The following is a 19834-nucleotide window of genomic DNA, read 5'->3' on the forward strand; positions in this document are numbered from 1 at the left end:
AAGTATCGTTATCTTTTTCAATGCGCAAAGGAAAGCAATGATTTTGATTCATTTATGAAATTCGCAGTGTAGTTTTGTGCAATTTTTCAAATTTGCTCATTTATAGTATGATATTTAAAATTTTTGCGTACCTGTTCTACAAGGGCTGCTGCTATAGAGTTTTTTGCAGGATCATCGGTATTCATAATATTTACCACACCCAGATAGGAACTCATTTCCTTCAGGTCCAGTTTCTCAAGAGTATCAAGATAGACAGTCAGAGTATTCTCAGGTGAAAGAATATCCGGATCGGCAAGATCAGCGATCAGACCGCCGACGAGCTCATTTTCCAGGGAATTTGTACATTGAATCTCCCATTTTTCTTTCTTATCACTACCGGTATTAACAAGCGGTATGGAACAGTTTGTTTCTGCTGAATCATATTCATTATTCTTCAGAAGCTGATTCAAAATCAGATAGTGAGCCTCCAGAGATTTGGAAGAATCCTTAATACTTCCAGTTTGTGCCTGTGCCGCCTCTGTAATCCTGGTTCTGAGAAGTTCTGCCGCAAAATCTCTGGCAAGAGCCTGGGCATCAATTGTGGTAAGTTTAACAGAAGCAGTGGCTGAATTATTTGCTGCATCGACGCTGACATCCAGAATTTCGTAATCAAATTTCTGGAAAAAGAGAGAAAATACTTCATTGATTTCATCAGATAAATTCGTGTTCTCTGTAGCATCGGGAAACAGCTCTTTATATGGTATATATTTCTGGGTTGTTTCTGAATTGAGATTCTTTAACTGATCCAGTTTATTTTTGACGACATCTTTTACGCTTGACTCATTATTGCGTGAACAGCTGCTGGTTACAGATACAGCAAACAGAACAAGCAATACACAGAGTAAAGGCATCAGACGTTTTACTATATTCATACATGTTCTTTCCTTTCGCGGTACTTTTCGTTCATTTTACCAGATTTTGCAGTGACTGTCAAAAAATCCAAAATTATAAACGAATTTCATAAAAAATACGTGAAAAATTTGTGAAATTCGCCACCATTTAGCCTCAAAGCTTTCATTTTGGAACGGAATCTGCTATGATAGGAAAGTGAATAATTTTGATGTAAAAAAGCAATAGTATATAATAATGCTGGCAGCAATGTAGGCGATAACATCAAGGAGGCAACTATGAAAAAACGTATTTTTATCGTTTTGGGAATTCTGATCGCTGCGGGTGGTATCGGCGGTGGAGTCTGGTATCACTTTAACGGAAATGGCCAGGGTAGCTCCGGTGATTCAATCGTATATGTATCAAAAGTCAGTCTGATCACAGGGACAGAAACAGCGGCAACGAATCGTTTTGCCGGTGTAGTAGAACCACAGAAGACCGTAAACGTCAAGATAGAAAGTGGACGTAAAGTAAAAGAAGTTCAGGTAAAAACCGGAGAAGAGGTAAAAGCTGGACAGCTTCTTTTTGAATATGATCTCAGTAGTATTGAGGATGACTTGAAGCAGGCACAGTTGGATCTGGATAGATTAAAGAATGAACAGATCAGTCTGACAGATCAGATAGCCACACTGGAGGCAGAGAAGCAGAAAGCAAAAGCAGAGGATCAGTTATCTTATACGATCGAGATTGAAACAAATAAGATGAATCTTAAGAAAAATGAATATAGTCAGAAGAGCAAGCAGTCAGAGATTGATAAACTTCAGAGTGCTACACAGAACACAGAAGTGAGAAGTGAGATCGATGGAGTGATCCAGAAGATTGATACATCTAAAATGACTAGCGATGATGGCGATTCTGTAGATGACAGCAGTACGACGGATAGCATATCATCAGATGACAGCAGTTCGGACAGCTCTGCATTTATCACTATCCTCAGTACAGGTGCTTACAGAGTTAAAGGTAAGGTAAATGAGCAGAACCGTGATTCTATTGTTCCAGGTGAATCGGTGATCATCCGTTCCAGAGTAGACAGTAGTAAGATTTGGAAGGGAACTATGGGTTCCATTGATATGAATAATGGAACTTCAGATAGTGACAGCAGTGATATGTATTTTGGTATGTCCAGTTCAAGTTCTGACGATCAGACAACCTCTACTTCTTATCCTTTCTATGTTGAACTGGATTCTTCAGAAGATCTGATGCTTGGACAGCATGTGTACATAGAGCGTGATATCGGACAGGATGATCAGAAAGATGGTCTGTGGCTCAGCGATTATTATATTCTGGATACAGATACCAATGAACCATATGTATGGGCGGCAAATGATAAGAACAGACTGGAGAAGCGTTATGTGACGCTTGGAAAGCATGACGACGATCTGGGCGAATATGAGATTGTTGATGGCCTGACAAAGAAGGATGCGATCGCATTCCCGACAGACGCTCTGGAAGAAGGCGAGAAGACAGAAGTCGGTGATCTGGCACAGACTATGAGTGGTGGTGCAGATGGCATTACAGACATGGATGCAGATTATGAAAATTTGGATGACTCACAGATGGATTCTGTAGACATGAATTCTTCCACGGATGATTTTACAGATACGGATATGGATGAGAACTCCACGGATATGACAGATGACAGTTCGGATGATACGATCGATCCGAATGAAGAACTTGTACCAATTGATGAGGCACCAGGTATGAGCGCTGGTGAAGATGTGGAGGGAATTGAATGATACTGGAATTAAAAGGCATTTATAAAGAATATCAGCAGGGTAAAATGAAAGTTCCGGTATTGAAAGATGTAAACTTTTCCATGGAAGAAGGCGAATATGTAGCCATTATGGGACCGTCCGGTTCAGGAAAAACAACTCTGATGAATATTATTGGATGTCTGGATAAACAGACAGAAGGAACCTTCTTTCTGGATGGAGTAGATATTAAGGCATGTTCAGAGAATGCAATGTCAGATATCCGTCTGAATAAAATCGGATTTGTTTTTCAGAGTTTTCATCTTCTTCCGAAACAGAGTGCACTGGCGAATGTAGAGATGCCGCTGAACTATGCAAAAGTACCAAAGAAAGAGAGAAAGGAACGTGCGCTGAAGGCACTTGACAGGGTAGGACTGGCAGACAGAGTTGACTTCAAACCTAATCAGTTATCAGGTGGTCAGATGCAGCGAGTTGCCATTGCAAGGGCGATCGTGAATAATCCGAAGCTTCTTCTGGCAGATGAGCCTACCGGTGCTCTTGACAGTAAATCAGGTGCACAGGTTATGGAGCTTTTCCAGAGACTGAATGATGAAGGAGTATCCGTATTAATGATCACTCATGATGCAGATATCGCAGCACATGCAAAGAGAGTAGTTACGATTAAAGATGGTATCCTTCAGGAAAAGAGGTGATCTTCATGGGTAAAGTAAAGAAAATCCTCGCAGGTGTACTTGTAGTGGCAGTTGCCGGAAGTGGAATAACAGCAGGTCTGATGCAGCTGAAGAAGAACAGTGAGAAGACTGTAAGCGTTACTCCGGTAAGTGGATTACTTCAGGATTTTTATACACCATCCACAACGATTGACGGAACAATAACTTCCAGTGCTACACAGACTGTAAATGGTGACAAAGATTTGATCATTGACCAGATTTATGTAACAAAAGGGGATAGTGTAAAGAAGGGAGATCCGCTGATTTCCTTTGATACTACTCTGGTAGAGATGGAGTTGAACATAGCGAAATTAAAGAGACAGAAACTGGAACAGGATCTGAATAAAGCAGTGAACAGACTGAACAGTCTTCAGAATGGCGGCCCTGTAGAGGAGACGGATGCAGGAGCAGATGCAGATGATCTGAGTTCCACAACAGGAAGTAGTGACAGCACATCAGGGGATGACGACATGACTCCAGATGATACTCTGTCATCGGCAGCAGATATGTCAGGAAACTATCTGGCAGCAGCAATCCATCCGCTTTTACTCTCTGCCTTTACGGATGGAGATACTTCCGACAACACATCTTCAGGCAGTGCTTCTGGTGATCAGGCATCGTCTGATAATGTGTCTGCGGATAACGGAAATGCAGATAATTCTTCGAATAGTACGATGGCAGATAATAATAGTCCGGCATACACAGATCCTTCTGCAAATGGATTTAGTGATGGAAAGAATACAGATTTTGATCCGGGAAAAAATGATACGCCGGAACCATCTCCGACACCAACGCCTGTGCTGGACGACAATACCACATATTTTAATCCATATTATACAAAGGGAGATCCGAATATCACAGATGGTGACGAGCCGTTTTACCAGAAACTGGGTGCAGATTCTATCCCGTTTACCGGTACCGGTACTGAAGATGATCCCTATGTATATCTGTGCAGCAGTGCAAAAGAGAAAGTAACAGTAATGGGATCTTTCTTTAATAAGCTTGCAGGATATAGTAATGATGGAACAAAAGTTGTCCATCAGGGTGGATACTGGTATCGTCTGGAGTTTCACCAGAATGATACAATAGCAGATTATGAAGATCTGAAATCTTCCTGTACGGGCTACTATCTGGTAAATGGAAGTCTTCTGGAGAAACCGGTATATGAATTCGCAGAAGTGGAATTTACTCTTGCAGATGCATCAAAATATGATAATGTTCCGGATGATGACGGAGACGATACACCGGGAGGAGACGATGTGGAGCCAACAGGAACTCCGGTTTCCAGAGCAGATGCGATCAAATACCAGAAGAGTAAGATCGCAAGTCTGAAACTGGATCTTCAGGAGAGTGATATTAAAATCTCTCAGCTGGAAAAGAAAGCAAACAAGAAACTAATCAGCAGTAAGCTGGATGGTACAGTTGCTTCTGTTGGAGACATCGGAAGTGGAGAGACAACAGATGGTAAGGCTCTGATCAAAATAAAAAGCAGTGATGGCTTTTATGTAATAGGTTCAGTCAGTGAACTGATGCTGGATGATTTTGTAGAAGGAACAAAGCTGAACTGTACAAGTTATACCAGTGGAACCTTTGAGGCGGAAGTTGTGGATGTTTCGGAATATCCGGTAAGTGGAAATAGTTATTACGGAAACAGCAATCCGAACGTGTCCTATTATGCATTTACTGCGGTGGTGACAGATAAGACACTTCAGCTGGAGGATCAGGACTGGGTTACTATTAATTATGAAGCAACTACTTCAGAAAACAGTATGGTCATTCAAAAAGCATTTGTCAGAAGTGACAGCAGTAAGAGTTATGTATATAAAGATGATAATGGCGTCCTGAAGAAACAGGAGATTTCGGTAGGTGCTACTGTGGACAGTGGATATAGTGTGATCGTTAAAGGTGGCCTCAGCGAAGATGACCTGATCGCGTTTCCTTATGGAAAGGATATCAAAGAAGGAGCTAAGACAAAAGAAGTTACTCTGGATGAGATGTATGGATATTGATAAGAAAGGAGACATTTTATGATTGAAAATATACGCCTGGCATTTCAGGGAATATGGTCACATATGATGCGATCCTTCCTGACCATGCTTGGTATCATTATTGGTATTGCATCTATCATTGCAATTGTTTCTACGATCAAGGGAACCAGTGAGCAGATCAAAGAAGATCTGATCGGAGCCGGAACCAATACAGTAAATGTTTATCTGTATGATGGAGATAATCAGTATGACGCGGAATATGGAACTTCTTCAAATGCACCGGTTCTGACAGATGATGTTAAAGAGGAAGTCATGGATCTTGATCATGTAGAGAATGCAACATTTTATTATAACAGTACCAGTGCTTCTATTTATAATAATAACAACAGCCTGGATGGTGGAAGTGTCTATGGGATTGATGTAAATTATCTGGCTACCTGCGGATATGTGATTCAGTCGGGCCGAGGCTTCGTAAAAGATGACTATCAGAAATATAATAAAGTTGCTTTAATTGATAATAATGCAGCTGAGAACCTGTTTCCATCACAGAATCCGGTAGGACAGACGGTGGAGATCAATCAGGAGCCATATACGATTGTAGGTGTGATCCGACAGGATGAGAATTATCAGCCAACGATCAACAGTATTGATGAATATTATACTTACTATCAGTCAATCGTTGGAAGCGTTATGATCCCGGATGCCTGCTGGCCGATATCTTTTAAATTTGATGTGCCGCAGAATGTGATCGTAAAAGCTGACAGCACAGATACAATGAGTTCTGTAGGAAATTCTGTGGCAGATACATTGAATAATTCCATTACAATATCAGATACCAACAGCAAGATGAAGTATCAGGCTGAGGATATTATGAAGCAGGTTAAGAGTATGCAGAAACTCAGTGAGAGCACCAATAATCAGCTGATCTGGATTGCAAGTATTTCTCTGCTTGTAGGCGGTATCGGAGTTATGAACATCATGTTGGTTTCTGTTACAGAGCGTACCAAAGAGATTGGTCTGAAAAAGGCTATCGGGGCACGTAAAAAGACAATCCTTGGTCAGTTCCTGACAGAGGCTTCTGTACTTACCAGTATCGGCGGTATTATTGGAGTTGTGACCGGAATTGGTTTGTCGAAAGTGGTAGGAAAAGTAACCGGTTCACCTACGGCGATCAGTGTACCGTCTATCGTAATCGCTGTATTGTTTTCTACAGTGATCGGTGTTGTATTTGGATTGCTTCCTTCTGTAAAAGCAGCCAATCTGAATCCGATCGATGCGTTGCGCAGTGAATAAATAGAAAATCAGATGTCGGCAGGATAATCTGGAAAGTAGAGCCGCCTCCCGGAGTATCCTGGATGGTAATAGTACCGTGGTGGAGAGTAACAATCTCACAGGCAATACACAGTCCAAGTCCAAAATGCTGTCTGTTATTTCGTGCAGAGTCCGCTCTGTAGAAACGGCGGAAGACAGATGTCTTGGCAGAGTCCGGAATTCCGGGACCATTATCTATGACTGCGAGATAGAAACCTCTGGAATTCTGCGTAAGAGTAAGCTGAATTTTTCCATGTTCAGGTACATAACTGATGGCATTGTCCAGAAGGATTTCCAGAACCTGACTGATCCGTTCCGGGTCACAACTGCAGAGTGGGAACTCTTCATCCGGCAGTTCGACAGAGAAGTTCATATGATGCTCCTGCATCAAAGCTTCATACTTTTCATAGGTATCCAGAACCAAAGTATCCAGTTCGCAGGGAACAGGATGCATTTTCCAGGAATGATTATCCGCATTTGACAGAGAAAGCATATCGTTTACCAGAAGGGACATTCGTGTTCCTTCTTTTTCTATTACGGATAAGAAATGGGACTGTTCAGCAGGTTCAGCTTTCTTCATGGCGGAAATCCCTGACAGGATCACAGCCAGTGGAGAGCGCAGTTCATGGGAGGCAGCAGCAATAAACTCTGTCTGCGCCTGTCTGTTCTCTTCCAGCGGTGCGATCATTTTTCCGGTGAAGAACCAGGAAAAAATACTCAGCGCCAGAATAGCCAGAAATGCTGTGCCAAAGAAAGCGAGACGCTGCATTCGCAGATCATGTTCCATAGAATTTAAAGGATACAGAATAATCATACTGACAGTTCCCTGATTCTTAGGGATCAATGCTGTAGATACATAGAAATCTTTCATCTGAAAAAAGACATTCTTAGTCAGCCTGTTGACAACTCCCGGATTGGAGAGGTCAAGCCCGTGAGAAGCAGCGGGAACGTCAGCAGCTTTCTGAAAAATATCTTCTTCAGCAGAGGTTCCCTGCAGTTTTTTGAGATAAAGGGAATTTCCATTATCTTTGATATCTATGGAAACACCATAATTCTGTTCTGCCTGCAGGATCCATTGATTAGTGATCACGGACTGGGATTCTATATGGGAAATACAGGACATGGAATTATTTTGAAAGGTTGTCCATACATTCGCCTGCGTGCTTCTGGCAGCTATGAAATTGCAGAACATGGTCATGATAAGAATAACTGCACCAATGATCAGAGCAGAGAAAAAAGTCATTTGAATATGAAATCTGCGAAACATAAAAGGTTCTCCTTTATTGAAACAATTTCCGATATTATATCACGAAAATCTGTAAAGAATCTCTAAATTTTCGTTTATCGCGAAAAGCTCTGTCAGAAGATAAACAGTAAAATCTATGAATATGTTATAGAGACAATTTAGAGAAAACTCATGTATAATAAAAAATCGGGAGGAAAGAAACAGATGAAAATTTTACTGATAGAAGATGATGAAAACCTAGCCGCCAGCATGAAGTTTCAGCTTGAGAAAGAAGGATATGAGACAGATATCTGTCATGACGGTGAAGAGGGGCTCATGACGGTGAAGAGGGGCTTTATTATATGAAAGAAAGAAGTCATGATCTGGTGATATTGGACAGGATGCTTCCGTCTATGGATGGGATTTCAGAGGATGCTTATATAGAAAAAGGAATGCTGGAGGATTTAAGTGGCGTATTAAAAGATGCAGATATCCTGTCCAATATCAGGGATGCATATACAAAAGAGGACGGAAGCATTTATACCATGCCTGTCAAGTTCGGTATTCCAATGATAGAGGGAAATAAGGATATCATAGCCGGAATTACTGGTCTGACAACAGAAGCTGATGCAGCGGAAAGCCAGAAGGACAGCTATGGGAAACTGAAATTTTTCAGCGATTTTTCCGTAGCACCGTCCTATCTGATACAGGGAACCATAGACAATAGCACACCAGCCTGGATGAACAAGGACGGAACTCTGAACGAAGATGCTCTGAAAGAATATCTGGAACAGGTAAACAGGATCTGGCAGACTCAGAAAAATGCAATAGAAGAAACAAAGAAAGCTTATCAGATGGGGGATGGCTGGGCAAATTCAGATCGTTCCGGATATACGGATATTTCAGGATCTGTAACCAGCGTTCTTGTGAAAGTCAATACAGTAGCAACAGGCGGTCTGCTTTCACCGAAAGGTCTGGTATATCTGGATTCTGCAAGAAAAGTAGATCCGGATTTGGATTATAAACTTCTGAACGGACAAAGTGAAAATTGTTTCTATATATCATTGATCTGGGAAAAACACTTTCCGTACCTGCAAAGAGTAATCAGATCATCAGAAATGCAGTAGCAGAATCCGGTGAGAAATACCTGAATGGAGAGATGAGTCTGGATGATGCAGTGAAAGCAATCATGCAGGAATTAAACCTGTATTTATCCGAATAAAATGAAGATGAAATTAAAGAGAAAGTATGGTAGTATGGCAGCTTTCAGAAACGCAGGAAAAGGACTTGCATTTATTCTTCCAAGTTTCGCAGGTGTCTGCGTTTTCTGGCTGATCCCGTATGTGGATGTGATCCGCAGATTTTTTTGCGGGGCAGTAAATGGAGAATTTGCAGGGCTTGAGAATTACAGGACAATATTTGCGAACAAAGCATTTCGCCTGGCAGCAGGCAACACACTTCGCTTCTTTGGAGTGTGTGCCGCTGTTGGTAATGCTCTCCCTGATCGTAGCAGTATTGCTTACAGGACAAAAAAAGTCTGCACAGGCGCTGAAGAGTTTCTTTCTTCTGCCCATGGCGATTCCTGTAGCGTCAGTAGTCCTTTTGTGGAGACTGCTGTTTGACGCTCATGGATTATGGAATCATCTGCTTCATATGTTATCTCTTGGCTGGAAAAACAAATAAAATCAAAAATATTTCGTGTTAAAAATGTAGGAACCGTGTTCCTGGCAGCTCTTGCACTGATTGTAGTATTCCCAGTATTTTTTCAATAACAGGGTCGCTGATGGGGCAGAATGAACTAAATGATCTTCTGGAAGCTGTGCTGACAGCAAACAGTGGATTTGCTTCCGGTCAGACAATAAATTATGTATCCTGGAGAGTACTGCCGCTTTATCCGACATTGAAATCTTACGTAAAAGTCCTTTTTGCAATGGCGGGTTTTGTAATCTGGTTATTTGTCACGTGTGCTTCCTGGTCGGAAGACTGGATTCCGCCGCAGTGGTCGGATTTTACATTCTGGCAGAAAAAGCTTACTTCATTTTCTTCAGACTTCAGGCTATATTTGGCGTTTCCGAAATCGGCAGTTCAGACCAGGCAGCTGCTCCTTGGAGGAAAAACGATTTGCTGTGGAGTGCTTTCATGTTTTATATATTTGCTGATGAAAGTATATGGAGATAGATCGAACGACAAAAATCCTGTGGATTTTTAACAGAAAAAAGATTAAAACCGTAAATATGTCAAGAAAAGTGCTTGAATTTTATGCAAAAGGTAAAAAAATATGGAAGTCCTTACAGAGGTTGTGCTATAATGAATTATCTTAAAAAGAAGTATGTATACAGGAGGAGGTTTGTGGATGGTATCATTTACTTATGTTATCAAAGATAAACTTGGAATACATGCAAGGCCTGGGCTACTTCTTGTGCAGGAAGCTGGCAAGCTTACAAGCAATATCACTATAAATAAGGGCGCGAAGAGTGGTGACGCGAAGCGGATGTTCTGTGTTATGAATCTTGCAGTGAAGCAGGGCGACCAGATCACAGTGCAGGTGGAAGGCGAGAATGAAGCGGCAGATGCCGAAGTGATGAAAAACTTTTTGGAACATAATCTTTAATCAAGGAGAGTTGGAGTAATGAGAGTATTAGAAGGTAAGTCCGTATTTTCCGGAATCGCAATTGGTAAGATTTCTATTCTGCAGAAAGCAGATACAAGCGTAAAGCGTACAAAAGTAGAAGATCCGGAAGCAGAGATCGCACGTGTACAGGAAGCAAAAGACAAAGCAGTTGCACAGCTTCAGAAGCTGTATGACAAGGCACTTCAGGAGGTAGGAGAGTCAGGCGCAGCCATTTTTGAAGTACATCAGATGATGCTGGATGATGAGGACTATCTGGATTCTATTGACAATATTATCCGTACAGAGAATGTAAACGCAGAGTATGCAGTGGCAACTACAGGCGATAATTTCGCAGACATGTTTGCACAGATGGATGATGACTACATGAAAGCAAGAGCAGCAGACGTGAAAGATATTTCAGACCGTCTGGTTCGTGTGTTATCCGGACATGATGAAGGAGATATGGATGCAGCAGAGCCGTCTATCATTGTTGCTGAAGATCTGGCGCCGAGTGAGACTGTACAGATGGATAAGAGCAAAGTTCTCGCATTTGTTACAAGAAAAGGTTCTTCCAATTCCCATACAGCAATCCTTGCAAGAACTATGAATATTCCGGCTCTGATCAATATCGAATATGATGAGAGCATGGATGGAAAGATGGCAGTTGTGGACGGTAAGAACGGTTCTCTTATCGTAGACCCGGATGCAGATACTCTGAAGAAATATCAGGATCAGAAAGACGAAGAATTACGCCAGAGAGCAATGCTCAAAGAATTAAAAGGCAAGACAACCGAGACAAAGAGCGGACATAAGATCCATCTTTATGCAAACATCGGAAGTACAGGAGACGTTGCAAGTGTGCTGGCTAATGATGCAGAGGGTATCGGCCTTTTCAGAAGTGAGTTCATCTATCTGGAGAAAGACAACTATCCGACAGAAGAAGAACAGTTCCAGATCTATAAAGCAGTAGCACAGAACATGGCAGGAAAGAAAGTAATCATCCGTACACTGGATATCGGTGCAGACAAGCAGATTGATTACTTTGATATGGCACATGAAGAGAACCCGGCAATGGGTTACCGTGCGATCCGTATCTGTCTGGACAGACCGGAAGTATTTAAGACACAGCTTCGTGCACTGTTCAGAGCAAGCATGTACGGAAATATTTCCATCATGTACCCGATGATCATCTCTGTAACAGAAGTAAAACAGATCAAAGCGATCGTTGCAGAAGTGAAGAAAGAGCTGACAGAGCAGGGTGTGCCATTTAAAGATGACGTAGAGCAGGGTGTAATGATCGAGACACCTGCAGCAGTTATGATCAGTGATATTCTTGCAAAAGAAGTTGACTTCTTCAGTATTGGTACAAACGACTTAACACAGTACACACTGGCAATCGACCGTCAGAATGCAAAACTGGACAACATTTATGATTCCCATCACGAAGCAGTGCTCCGCATGATCCAGATGGTAATCGACAATGCTCACAAAGAAGGTATCTGGGCAGGTATCTGCGGTGAACTTGGTGCAGATACAACTATGACAGAGCGTTTCGTACAGATGGGTATCGACGAACTGTCCGTATCTCCGACATTTGTTCTTCCGGTTCGTAAGATTGTAAGAGAAATGGAGTAAAAATCTGTTTTGTTATAACTGATATAAGATAAAAAATACTCTCTTCCAGAAAGACGTGGTAAATGAAATCTGCGTTTTTCGGGAGAGAGTATCTTTGTGTGTAAAGGAAATTGCAGGATATTTTTATGAGAGATAATTTTGAAAAACTAAACCAGCTGCTGGAGCAGGAACAGTGTGAATTTACAGGGATTCCAGATGGATTTGCAGGGCAGACACCGGACAGAAAACTGCGTCTGATCTATCTGATGAATGACTGCGCAGAGAGTTTTCTGGTATTGGAAAATGCCAGGATGACAGGCTGTTATAAAAGCGGATATGAGGGACCGCTTGAAGCATCCGTAGAGAAGCAGGGAGAGGGATATGTTCTGGTGGTGCATCAGGGAGAATCTTTATTTACTGTCTTTTTTGATGATGTACTGTTTGAATGCCAGTTATATGATTATGGAAATATCGGTCATTTCTGGGTGAAGAAATACGAAAACCTCAGAGTAATGGAATATCAGATTGCGATCCTGCGTGATAAGTATGATTATCTGGGAGAAGAATTCTGCAATGAACAGGAAAAGGAACTCGCTATGCTGAGAGACTTTCCGCCGTTAAATTATCTCTTCTATCCGTCAGTGCCGGAGAAATATATTGTTCCCGTGGAAAATCCGTGGGAAGTCTCCGGAGAAGCACTGGATGTAATGAGTAAGATTGCAGAAGAAGCAGAAGACAGAAGACTGCTGAAAGCTCTGCATGAATACCGAAAGACAGGAAATGCATTAATGGCCAGGAAGATTGCGGCGATCTTTCGAAGAAGCAGTCATGTAGAAACTGTACATCTGCTTGCAGAGAAGATCCGGCAGGCGGCGGAGGAATATCCGGTAAGAGATTTCGGCAGTGAACAGAATACATATTTGCAGGATCTGATGCAGAAAGCCCGGAAGAAAAAAGAAGAAATAGAACATTCAGGAAAACCAGAAACATATTGTATGATATATAAAGAAGAACCTTTTGTGTATGACTGTGATTCCATTTCTTTTCAGGTATGTCTGATGTCTGTAGAAAAAGGTTTTTATAACCAGAAAATTACTTTGGAATATTTCAAATAGACAGTGAATTGAGGCGTAGGATTGGAAAAAATTTATATTCTGGATTGAGATACAGGGAAAAATATGCTACACTAAATAGAGTATGTATTTTGTTACCGGGCACAAAGTGAACAGTAACTGTATTTTTATGTACTGCAAACAGAGAAAATTATAATAACAGAATTATAATAAAGGAGACATGAATATGGGAAAAATTGCCATTGTCACAGACAGTAACAGCGGCATAACACAGGATCAGGCAAGAGAACTTGGCGTCAGCGTAATTCCAATGCCTTTTTATATTAACGAGAAGCTTTATCTTGAGGGAATCACTCTTTCACAGGAAGAGTTTTATGAGAGACTTAAGAACGATGAGACGATCTCCACTTCCCAGCCGGGACCGGCAGATGTGTGCGGACTCTGGAATACACTTCTGGAAGAGTACGATGAAGTGGTACACATTCCGATGTCAAGCGGATTGAGCGCATCCTGCGACACAGCAATGGGACTGGCTCAGGAATATGACGGAAGAGTACATGTAGTAGATAATCAGAGAATTTCTGTTACACAGAGACAGTCTGTACTGGATGCCCTTACATTAAGAGATGCCGGCAGAAACGCAGCACAGATCAAACAGGTTCTGGAAGAACAGAAGATGGATTCCAGTATCTACATTACTCTGGAGACTCTGAAATATCTTAAAAAAGGTGGAAGAATCACTCCTGCGGCAGCAGCCATCGGAACAGTCCTGAACTTAAAGCCTGTACTTCAGATCCAAGGTGAGAAGCTGGATGCATATTCCAAGACAAGAGGCAAGAAGCAGGCAAAACGTGTCATGCTGAAAGCCATGCAGAATGACTGGGAGAACCGTTTCGCAGAATATGTAAAACGCGGTGAGATGTGCCTGCAGTCTGCATATACAGGAAATGAAGAGGAAGCTCTGGAATTCAAGAAAGAGATTGCAGAAACATTCCCTGGAATTGAGATTGTGCAGAATCCGTTATCATTAAGTGTTGCATGCCATATCGGACATGGTGCGATCGCAGTTGCATGTTCAAGAAAGGTAGTAGTAGACTGAGCCAAACAAATTTGACAGATCAGGTAACAGGACGGAATTTTATCCGTCTGACTATAACAAGCAATTTGAGGAGTTAGGAAAGAATGAAAAAACTGATGGAACAGATGGCGGAAGAACTTTCCGCAGCATTTGAAAAAGCCGGATACGACCCATCCTACGGAAAAGTAACCGTATCCAACAGACCGGACCTTTGTGAATTTCAGTGCAACGGTGCCATGGCAGGAGCCAAAGCATATAAGAAAGCACCGTTTATGATCGCTGATGACGTAGTAGCATACTTAAAAGACAGCCAGGTTTTCTCCATGGCAGAAGTTGTAAAGCCGGGATTTATCAACCTGAAAGTAAAAGGTGAATTCCTTGCAGATTACTTAAAAGAAATGGCAGCAGACGAGAAACTTTCTGTATCTGCAGCAAAAGAGCCGAAGACGATCATCATCGACTACGGCGGACCAAACGTTGCGAAACCTCTTCATGTAGGACATCTTCGTTCTGCAATCATCGGAGAGAGCATTAAGAGAATTGGTCGTTTCGTTGGACATAAAGTGATTGGTGACGTTCATCTTGGAGACTGGGGTCTGCAGATGGGTCTGATCATTACAGAGCTGAAACACAGAAAACCGGAGCTGGTTTACTTTGATGATTCCTACACAGGAGAATATCCGGAGGAAGCACCATTTACGATCAGCGAACTGGAAGAGATTTATCCATGCGCAAGCGGTAAGTCAAAAGAAGATGAAGCATACAGAAATGAAGCTCTGGAAGCAACTCATCTTCTTCAGCAGGGCAAACTGGGATACATGGCTCTCTGGAATCACATCATGAATGTATCCGTTACAGACCTGAAACGCAATTATGACAAATTAAATGTATCTTTTGACCTCTGGAAAAAAGAATCTGATGCACAGCCATACATTCCGGATATGGTTGAAGATATGAAAGAAAAAGGATTCGCCTATGTAGACCAGGGCGCACTTGTAGTAGACGTAAAAGAAGAGAACGATACAAAGGAAATTCCTCCATGTATGCTTCTGAAATCAGACGGTGCTTCTCTTTATACAACTACAGACCTTGCAACAATCGTAGAGCGTATGAAATTATTTAACCCAGATGAGATCCTGTATGTCGTAGACAAACGTCAGGAACTTCACTTCATCCAGGTATTCCGCTGCGCAAGAAAGACCGGCCTTGTAAAAGACGATACAAAGCTTTCTTTCCTTGGATTCGGAACTATGAACGGAAAAGATGGCAAACCGTTTAAGACAAGAGAGGGCGGCGTTATGCGTCTGGAAACTCTCATCAAGGATATCAACGAAGAGATGTTTACCAAGATTGTTGAGAACCGCAGCGTAAAAGATAAAGATGCAAAAGAAACAGCTGAGATCGTAGGACTTTCCGCAATCAAATATGGTGACCTTTCCAATCAGGCTACCAAGGATTATATCTTTGATATCGATAGATTTACATCATTCGAAGGAAATACAGGTCCGTACATTCTTTACACAATCGTTCGTATCAAATCCATCCTGAATCGTTTTGCGGAAGAGGGCGGTGACCTTGATGCAGGTGCGATCCTTGATCCAGTAAATGACAGCCAGAAGAACCTGATGCTCCAGCTGACAGGTTTTGGTGCAACTGTAGAGAACGCCTTCGAAGAAAAAGCACCGCACAAGATCTGCGCGTATATTTATGAAGTATCCAATGCATTCAACAGCTTTTATCATGAGACAAAAATCCTCAGCGAAGAGAACGAAGCACAGAAAGCTTCTTTCATCCAGTTGCTGAAACTCACAAAGAAAGTTCTGGAGACATGCATCGATCTTCTCGGCTTCTCCGCACCGGACAGAATGTAAGAAATAAAATACAACAATGAACTTAAGCCCTGTTTACATATATTTGTAAATGGGGCTTTTCAAAAAGAACGAAATGTGCTATTCTATATTTATCTAAATCTATTGTGATGAAATTCTTTCATCATATTTTCCATTTTTAATTGAAAAATTGAATAGGAGGTGCGCCAGTGAATTTATCTGGAACTGTATTAAAAGGGCGCTACTGTATTCTGGAGCCTGTTGGGAAAGGCGGCGGAGGGAAAGTCTATCTTGCCAGAGACCTGGAATTGGGCGTTTTGTGGGCGGTAAAAGAAATACCGGCATCCGGCAAAAGCGAGGCTCGGATGCTCCTGAAACTTTCACATCCGTCTCTGCCAAAGATGATAGATTACATAGAAGATAACCGGAAATGCTATCTTGTCATGGAATATGTCAGGGGAAAATCCCTGGGTGAATATTTAAGAGATGGAAAACGCTTTTCCGTAAATGAAATCGTTAAATATGGAATGGAGATTGCAGATGTATTCTCCTATTTTCATAATCGGAAACCGCCAGTTTATTACGGAGATCTCAAGCCTGACAATCTAATGATGGGCGAGAATGGCAGATTATATCTGATTGATCTGGGTGGTGCTGTAAATGGATATAAATATCAGCATAAAGTATGTACAGGCACAACTGGTTTTGCAGCACCGGAACAATATGAAGGTAAGATAAATGCTGCAACGGATATTTATACATTTGGAAAAACATTATCTGCTTTATGCGGAAAGAGAGATTATCTGTTATTCATCCGGAACATAGCATTATTCTGGCTTATTTTCAGATGCTGCATGAAGAAACCGGAAATGCGTTATCAGAACATGCAGATGGTACAGAAAAAACTAAGCAGAATCCAAAAGAGACAAAGCCAGAGTAAAATCAAAAACATGCTGGTTTTAGCAGGGAGCAGCACTGTTTTTGCAACAATAGCTGTTTTTCTTCTATTTAGTTCTAATCTGGTATCCGGTTCCAGACCATTTAATTTTTATGAAGAATTGACTGCTGTTACAGACCTCTATTATCAGGAAGAATTTCAAAACGGCAGTAAAGCAGAGCAAGGAAAAATTTGTGCGCAGGCAGATACCAGTCTGCGGGAATTACAAAAGCAATGTACAGAAAAAGAAGAATCCCGAAAGATCCTGCAGCTTCTGGCAGTAAACAGTGAATATCAGGAGAATTACGAAAATGCCGGGCTCTACTTTGAACAGATGCTTCTCTATGATGAAACTTACAGGGCCGGATACGGTGAATATGGAATGTTCCTGTTCCGTACCGGACAAAAGGAAGCCAGTCAGACGCTATGGACGGAATATAAGTCAAAAGAAACAATGTTAGATGATACAGCCAGCAGAAATCTGAGATTATGGGAAAAGGAGATGATTAAGAGTGAAGAAAAATCATAATAGACTTTTAATTATGGTATCTGCAACTTTATGCCTTTACCTGACTTCAAGTATCTCTGCTATGCAGATGGGTGGTTTTGATATTGATGTGGGAAATGGAGAAAACAGCAGCTGGCAATGGCAGGAAGAACAGCAATGGAATCAGAGCAGTTGGGAGAATACATGGGAAAATAGCTGGCAGACTGGAGACAACACATCAGAAACTCCGGCGCAGAACGATCAGACACAAGACAATGAATATCCATATAATTCTGATACAGGAAACAGAACACAAGATAATACACAGCAATGGAATGATATACAGCAGAGCAGCACTGACTGGAATAACGGCAGTCAATGGAACAACAATTCTCAGTGGTATAATAATTCCCGGAGTAATAACGCCACTCAAAATAACAATAACACCCAGGGCAATAATAATTCTGCATGGAATCACCATTCTCAAACGGATAACAACATACAGACTACACCCCAGACAGATAAATCCAATGTTAAAACACCAGAAGAAATCTCATTAACATCAACTCCGATACCAACACCCAAGCCCAAGAAAAATCCAAAGCCAACAAAAACGCCCAAACCAACCAAAACACCAACACCTAAGCCATCAAAAAAGAAAAATAAGAAGAAACAAAATAAAGCAAAGAAAACAGAAAATAAGAATACAGATAATTCCGAAGAACTCCAGAATACAGATGCCCAATTAGACACCGTTAAATACGCACACGCAAAAGATGAGCCTGTAACATTCCAGTGTACACAAAATCCAGACAATCCCCACACCCCACAAATTCAGATAATATCCCAAGGCTCCGTTCAAATCCTATCCGTCCGTCTTAACGGAATAGAATGTCTCTGGCACTGGGAAGAAAACTGCATCATACCGGATACAGTAATAAGTGATAATACTAATAAAATAGAATTACTGGTTATTTCGCAGGGCGGAAAACTGATAAAAATGAATCCCTAGATTTTTTCCTCATAGACGCTTCAGAAAAACAATGCTATAATCTATCATATTATATCAATTTTTCTGAAACAGGAGGAACCTTATGTACAAAGTAATTTTGTTTGACTTAGATGGAACATTAACCGAATCCGGTGAGGGTATCACAAAATCTGTTCAGTATGCACTGGAGAGGATCGGCAAGCCTGAACAGGATCTTCAAAAACTGAAAGTTTTCGTAGGACCACCGCTTATGGAAATGTTTATGAAATACGCGCAGATCGACGAAGAAACTGCAAAACAGGCAGTAGAAATCTACAGAGAACGCTATTCTGTAACAGGAATTTTCGAGAATGCTGTATATCCCGGAATCGAGGACATGCTGGCGCAGTTAAAAAGGAAAGGCTATATTCTTGCAGTAGCATCCTCCAAACCGGAAGTATATGTGAGACAGATCCTGGATCATTTCGGACTTACCCAGTACTTCACAGAAATCGGCGGAAGTGAAATGGATGGAAGGAAAACCAATAAAACAGAAGTGATCGAGGATGTTCTTCAGCGCCTGCATATGGAGAATCACAGAAATCAGGTCATTATGGTCGGTGACAAAGAACACGACGTATACGGAGCCCGCAAAGCAGGTCTGGAATGCATTGCAGTTTCTTTCGGCTATGGAACAGAAGAAGAACTCAAACAGGCAGAACCTCTGAAAATCGTAGATTCTGCAGAAGAAATCGTAAATTTTTTCGCCTGAGCCCTCTGCGAAAACAAAACATTGTTTCTAAAATCTGGAGGGCAGGATATCCGGTAGGAATCCACTTTATAATCTCACAGATCGTTGCAGGAACTGCGTTGGCAGTATTTGCAAGAACCGCAGCAAACTCAGCTGAGACATATTATAATTACACGATTTTTCTTACCGGCTTAACAGGAATTCTGGCTATGATCCCGGCATTGTATTTTTATCGAAGAGATAAAGTCAGAAGAATTGCCGGCGGTCTGATCCCGGCACAGAAAAAAGTACCGCTTTCCTTACTGGAAATAATTCTTCTGCTTCTGGCAGGAGCCGGACTTGCACAGTATGGAAATTTCCTGATGGCAATCCTTCAGTCATTTATCAACAGCAGTGCCTACCAGGAAAGCATGACCAGAATTACAGAAGGAAAATCACTTCTTATGATGATTTTCTGGATGGGAATTATTGCACCTGCGGCGGAGGAAATGATCTTCCGCTGGTTAATCTATCTGCGTCTGCGTGACTGGCTGAAGATGCCGGTGGCAGCAGTGATTTCCGGGCTGATATTTGGTATCTATCACGGAAATATCGTACAGGGAATTTACGCA

The 19834-nt window shown here is 41.6% G+C and carries 19 protein-coding genes; 17 read left to right on the forward strand and 2 right to left on the reverse strand.

Annotation, left to right across the window (positions count from 1 at the left end; translation table 11 throughout):
* Nucleotides 1-86: 86 nt before the first annotated feature.
* Complete coding sequence (locus ACTNES_RS12640; RefSeq protein WP_441039512.1) at nucleotides 87-911, reverse strand: hypothetical protein; 825 nt, start codon at nucleotides 909-911, stop codon at nucleotides 87-89.
* 255 nt (nucleotides 912-1166) lie between these two features.
* On the opposite strand from ACTNES_RS12640, the gene ACTNES_RS12645 reads away from it, so the two are divergent.
* The 4 genes from ACTNES_RS12645 to ACTNES_RS12660 are packed head-to-tail and all read left to right on the forward strand — an operon-like array spanning nucleotide 1167 to nucleotide 6630.
* Nucleotides 1167-2663, forward strand: coding sequence for an efflux RND transporter periplasmic adaptor subunit (locus ACTNES_RS12645; protein WP_291807936.1), 1497 nt, complete (start codon nucleotides 1167-1169; stop codon nucleotides 2661-2663).
* Nucleotides 2660-3331 carry an ABC transporter ATP-binding protein gene (locus ACTNES_RS12650; RefSeq protein WP_216459071.1) on the forward strand — a complete coding sequence of 224 codons (672 nt, stop codon included), beginning with the start codon at nucleotides 2660-2662 and terminating at the stop codon, nucleotides 3329-3331. Before ACTNES_RS12645 ends, ACTNES_RS12650 begins: the two co-directional genes overlap by 4 nt.
* Nucleotides 3332-3336: 5 nt before the next feature.
* Nucleotides 3337-5358: a hypothetical protein gene (locus ACTNES_RS12655; protein WP_291807933.1), complete on the forward strand. Its 2022-nt coding sequence runs from the start codon at nucleotides 3337-3339 to the stop codon at nucleotides 5356-5358.
* 18 nt (nucleotides 5359-5376) lie between these two features.
* Nucleotides 5377-6630: an ABC transporter permease gene (locus ACTNES_RS12660; protein WP_216459069.1), complete on the forward strand. Its 1254-nt coding sequence runs from the start codon at nucleotides 5377-5379 to the stop codon at nucleotides 6628-6630.
* Here ACTNES_RS12660 and ACTNES_RS12665 read toward each other — a convergent pair.
* The gene (locus tag ACTNES_RS12665; protein ID WP_320813060.1) at nucleotides 6545-7915 is read right to left on the reverse strand and encodes a sensor histidine kinase; all 1371 of its coding nucleotides are present in this window, start codon (nucleotides 7913-7915) and stop codon (nucleotides 6545-6547) included. The genes ACTNES_RS12660 and ACTNES_RS12665 overlap by 86 nt on opposite strands.
* A 183-nt stretch (nucleotides 7916-8098) precedes the next feature.
* On the opposite strand from ACTNES_RS12665, the gene ACTNES_RS12670 reads away from it, so the two are divergent.
* The 13 genes from ACTNES_RS12670 to ACTNES_RS12730 all read left to right on the forward strand — a co-directional run.
* Complete coding sequence (locus tag ACTNES_RS12670; protein ID WP_291816185.1) at nucleotides 8099-8239, forward strand: hypothetical protein; 141 nt, start codon at nucleotides 8099-8101, stop codon at nucleotides 8237-8239.
* The gene (locus ACTNES_RS12675; protein WP_291816187.1) at nucleotides 8236-9000 is read left to right on the forward strand and encodes a hypothetical protein; all 765 of its coding nucleotides are present in this window, start codon (nucleotides 8236-8238) and stop codon (nucleotides 8998-9000) included. The genes ACTNES_RS12670 and ACTNES_RS12675 overlap by 4 nt, the downstream gene beginning before the upstream one ends.
* 129 nt (nucleotides 9001-9129) lie before the next feature.
* Nucleotides 9130-9495, forward strand: coding sequence for a hypothetical protein (locus tag ACTNES_RS12680; RefSeq protein WP_291807927.1), 366 nt, complete (start codon nucleotides 9130-9132; stop codon nucleotides 9493-9495).
* Nucleotides 9496-9656: 161 nt separating this feature from the next.
* Nucleotides 9657-10082, forward strand: a complete 426-nt coding sequence (locus ACTNES_RS12685) for a hypothetical protein (RefSeq protein ID WP_291816188.1) — start codon at nucleotides 9657-9659, stop codon at nucleotides 10080-10082.
* Between the two features lie 144 nt (nucleotides 10083-10226).
* Nucleotides 10227-10484, forward strand: a complete 258-nt coding sequence (locus tag ACTNES_RS12690) for an HPr family phosphocarrier protein (RefSeq protein ID WP_216459066.1) — start codon at nucleotides 10227-10229, stop codon at nucleotides 10482-10484.
* 18 nt (nucleotides 10485-10502) lie between these two features.
* On the forward strand, nucleotides 10503-12119 hold the full coding sequence (ptsP, locus tag ACTNES_RS12695; RefSeq protein ID WP_291807922.1) for a phosphoenolpyruvate--protein phosphotransferase: 1617 nt from the start codon (nucleotides 10503-10505) through the stop codon (nucleotides 12117-12119).
* Nucleotides 12120-12244: 125 nt separating this feature from the next.
* Entirely contained in the window at nucleotides 12245-13213 is a 969-nt protein-coding gene (locus ACTNES_RS12700; protein WP_216459064.1) for a DUF3878 family protein, read from the forward strand.
* Nucleotides 13214-13397: 184 nt separating this feature from the next.
* On the forward strand, nucleotides 13398-14270 hold the full coding sequence (locus ACTNES_RS12705; protein WP_291807918.1) for a DegV family protein: 873 nt from the start codon (nucleotides 13398-13400) through the stop codon (nucleotides 14268-14270).
* An 83-nt stretch (nucleotides 14271-14353) separates the two neighbouring features.
* A complete protein-coding gene (argS, locus tag ACTNES_RS12710; RefSeq protein WP_291816190.1) occupies nucleotides 14354-16120 on the forward strand; it encodes an arginine--tRNA ligase in 1767 nt (588 codons plus the stop codon).
* A 167-nt stretch (nucleotides 16121-16287) separates the two neighbouring features.
* Nucleotides 16288-17544, forward strand: coding sequence for a serine/threonine protein kinase (locus ACTNES_RS12715; RefSeq protein WP_291807916.1), 1257 nt, complete (start codon nucleotides 16288-16290; stop codon nucleotides 17542-17544).
* Nucleotides 17528-18514 (forward strand): hypothetical protein, encoded by a 987-nt coding sequence (locus tag ACTNES_RS12720; RefSeq protein ID WP_291807914.1) that lies wholly within the window; start codon nucleotides 17528-17530, stop codon nucleotides 18512-18514. The genes ACTNES_RS12715 and ACTNES_RS12720 overlap by 17 nt, the downstream gene beginning before the upstream one ends.
* An 82-nt stretch (nucleotides 18515-18596) precedes the next feature.
* Nucleotides 18597-19244, forward strand: a complete 648-nt coding sequence (locus tag ACTNES_RS12725) for an HAD family hydrolase (RefSeq protein ID WP_441039518.1) — start codon at nucleotides 18597-18599, stop codon at nucleotides 19242-19244.
* 98 nt (nucleotides 19245-19342) lie between these two features.
* The coding region (locus tag ACTNES_RS12730; RefSeq protein WP_441039520.1) for a lysostaphin resistance A-like protein at nucleotides 19343-19834 on the forward strand (492 nt) is incomplete at its 3' end.

This window comes from Blautia sp. HCP3S3_D9 (assembly GCF_052063845.1).
Taxonomy (GTDB): domain Bacteria; phylum Bacillota; class Clostridia; order Lachnospirales; family Lachnospiraceae; genus Blautia_A.

Bases quoted from the DNA above. Each gene is read 5' to 3' on its own strand.
- ACTNES_RS12660 (WP_216459069.1), top strand. From the start codon at position 5,377: ATGATTGAAAATATACGCCTGGCATTTCAGGGAATATGGTCACATATG.
- ACTNES_RS12705 (WP_291807918.1), top strand. From the start codon at position 13,398: ATGGGAAAAATTGCCATTGTCACAGACAGTAACAGCGGCATAACACAG.
- ACTNES_RS12685 (WP_291816188.1), top strand. From the start codon at position 9,657: ATGGGGCAGAATGAACTAAATGATCTTCTGGAAGCTGTGCTGACAGCA.
- ACTNES_RS12725 (WP_441039518.1), top strand. From the start codon at position 18,597: ATGTACAAAGTAATTTTGTTTGACTTAGATGGAACATTAACCGAATCC.
- argS (WP_291816190.1), top strand. From the start codon at position 14,354: ATGAAAAAACTGATGGAACAGATGGCGGAAGAACTTTCCGCAGCATTT.
- ACTNES_RS12680 (WP_291807927.1), top strand. From the start codon at position 9,130: ATGGCAGCTTTCAGAAACGCAGGAAAAGGACTTGCATTTATTCTTCCA.
- ACTNES_RS12690 (WP_216459066.1), top strand. From the start codon at position 10,227: ATGGTATCATTTACTTATGTTATCAAAGATAAACTTGGAATACATGCA.
- ACTNES_RS12650 (WP_216459071.1), top strand. From the start codon at position 2,660: ATGATACTGGAATTAAAAGGCATTTATAAAGAATATCAGCAGGGTAAA.
- ACTNES_RS12675 (WP_291816187.1), top strand. From the start codon at position 8,236: ATGAAAGAAAGAAGTCATGATCTGGTGATATTGGACAGGATGCTTCCG.
- ACTNES_RS12645 (WP_291807936.1), top strand. From the start codon at position 1,167: ATGAAAAAACGTATTTTTATCGTTTTGGGAATTCTGATCGCTGCGGGT.
- ACTNES_RS12670 (WP_291816185.1), top strand. From the start codon at position 8,099: ATGAAAATTTTACTGATAGAAGATGATGAAAACCTAGCCGCCAGCATG.
- ptsP (WP_291807922.1), top strand. From the start codon at position 10,503: ATGAGAGTATTAGAAGGTAAGTCCGTATTTTCCGGAATCGCAATTGGT.
- ACTNES_RS12655 (WP_291807933.1), top strand. From the start codon at position 3,337: ATGGGTAAAGTAAAGAAAATCCTCGCAGGTGTACTTGTAGTGGCAGTT.
- ACTNES_RS12700 (WP_216459064.1), top strand. From the start codon at position 12,245: ATGAGAGATAATTTTGAAAAACTAAACCAGCTGCTGGAGCAGGAACAG.
- ACTNES_RS12665 (WP_320813060.1), bottom strand. From the start codon at position 7,915: ATGTTTCGCAGATTTCATATTCAAATGACTTTTTTCTCTGCTCTGATC.
- ACTNES_RS12640 (WP_441039512.1), bottom strand. From the start codon at position 911: ATGAATATAGTAAAACGTCTGATGCCTTTACTCTGTGTATTGCTTGTT.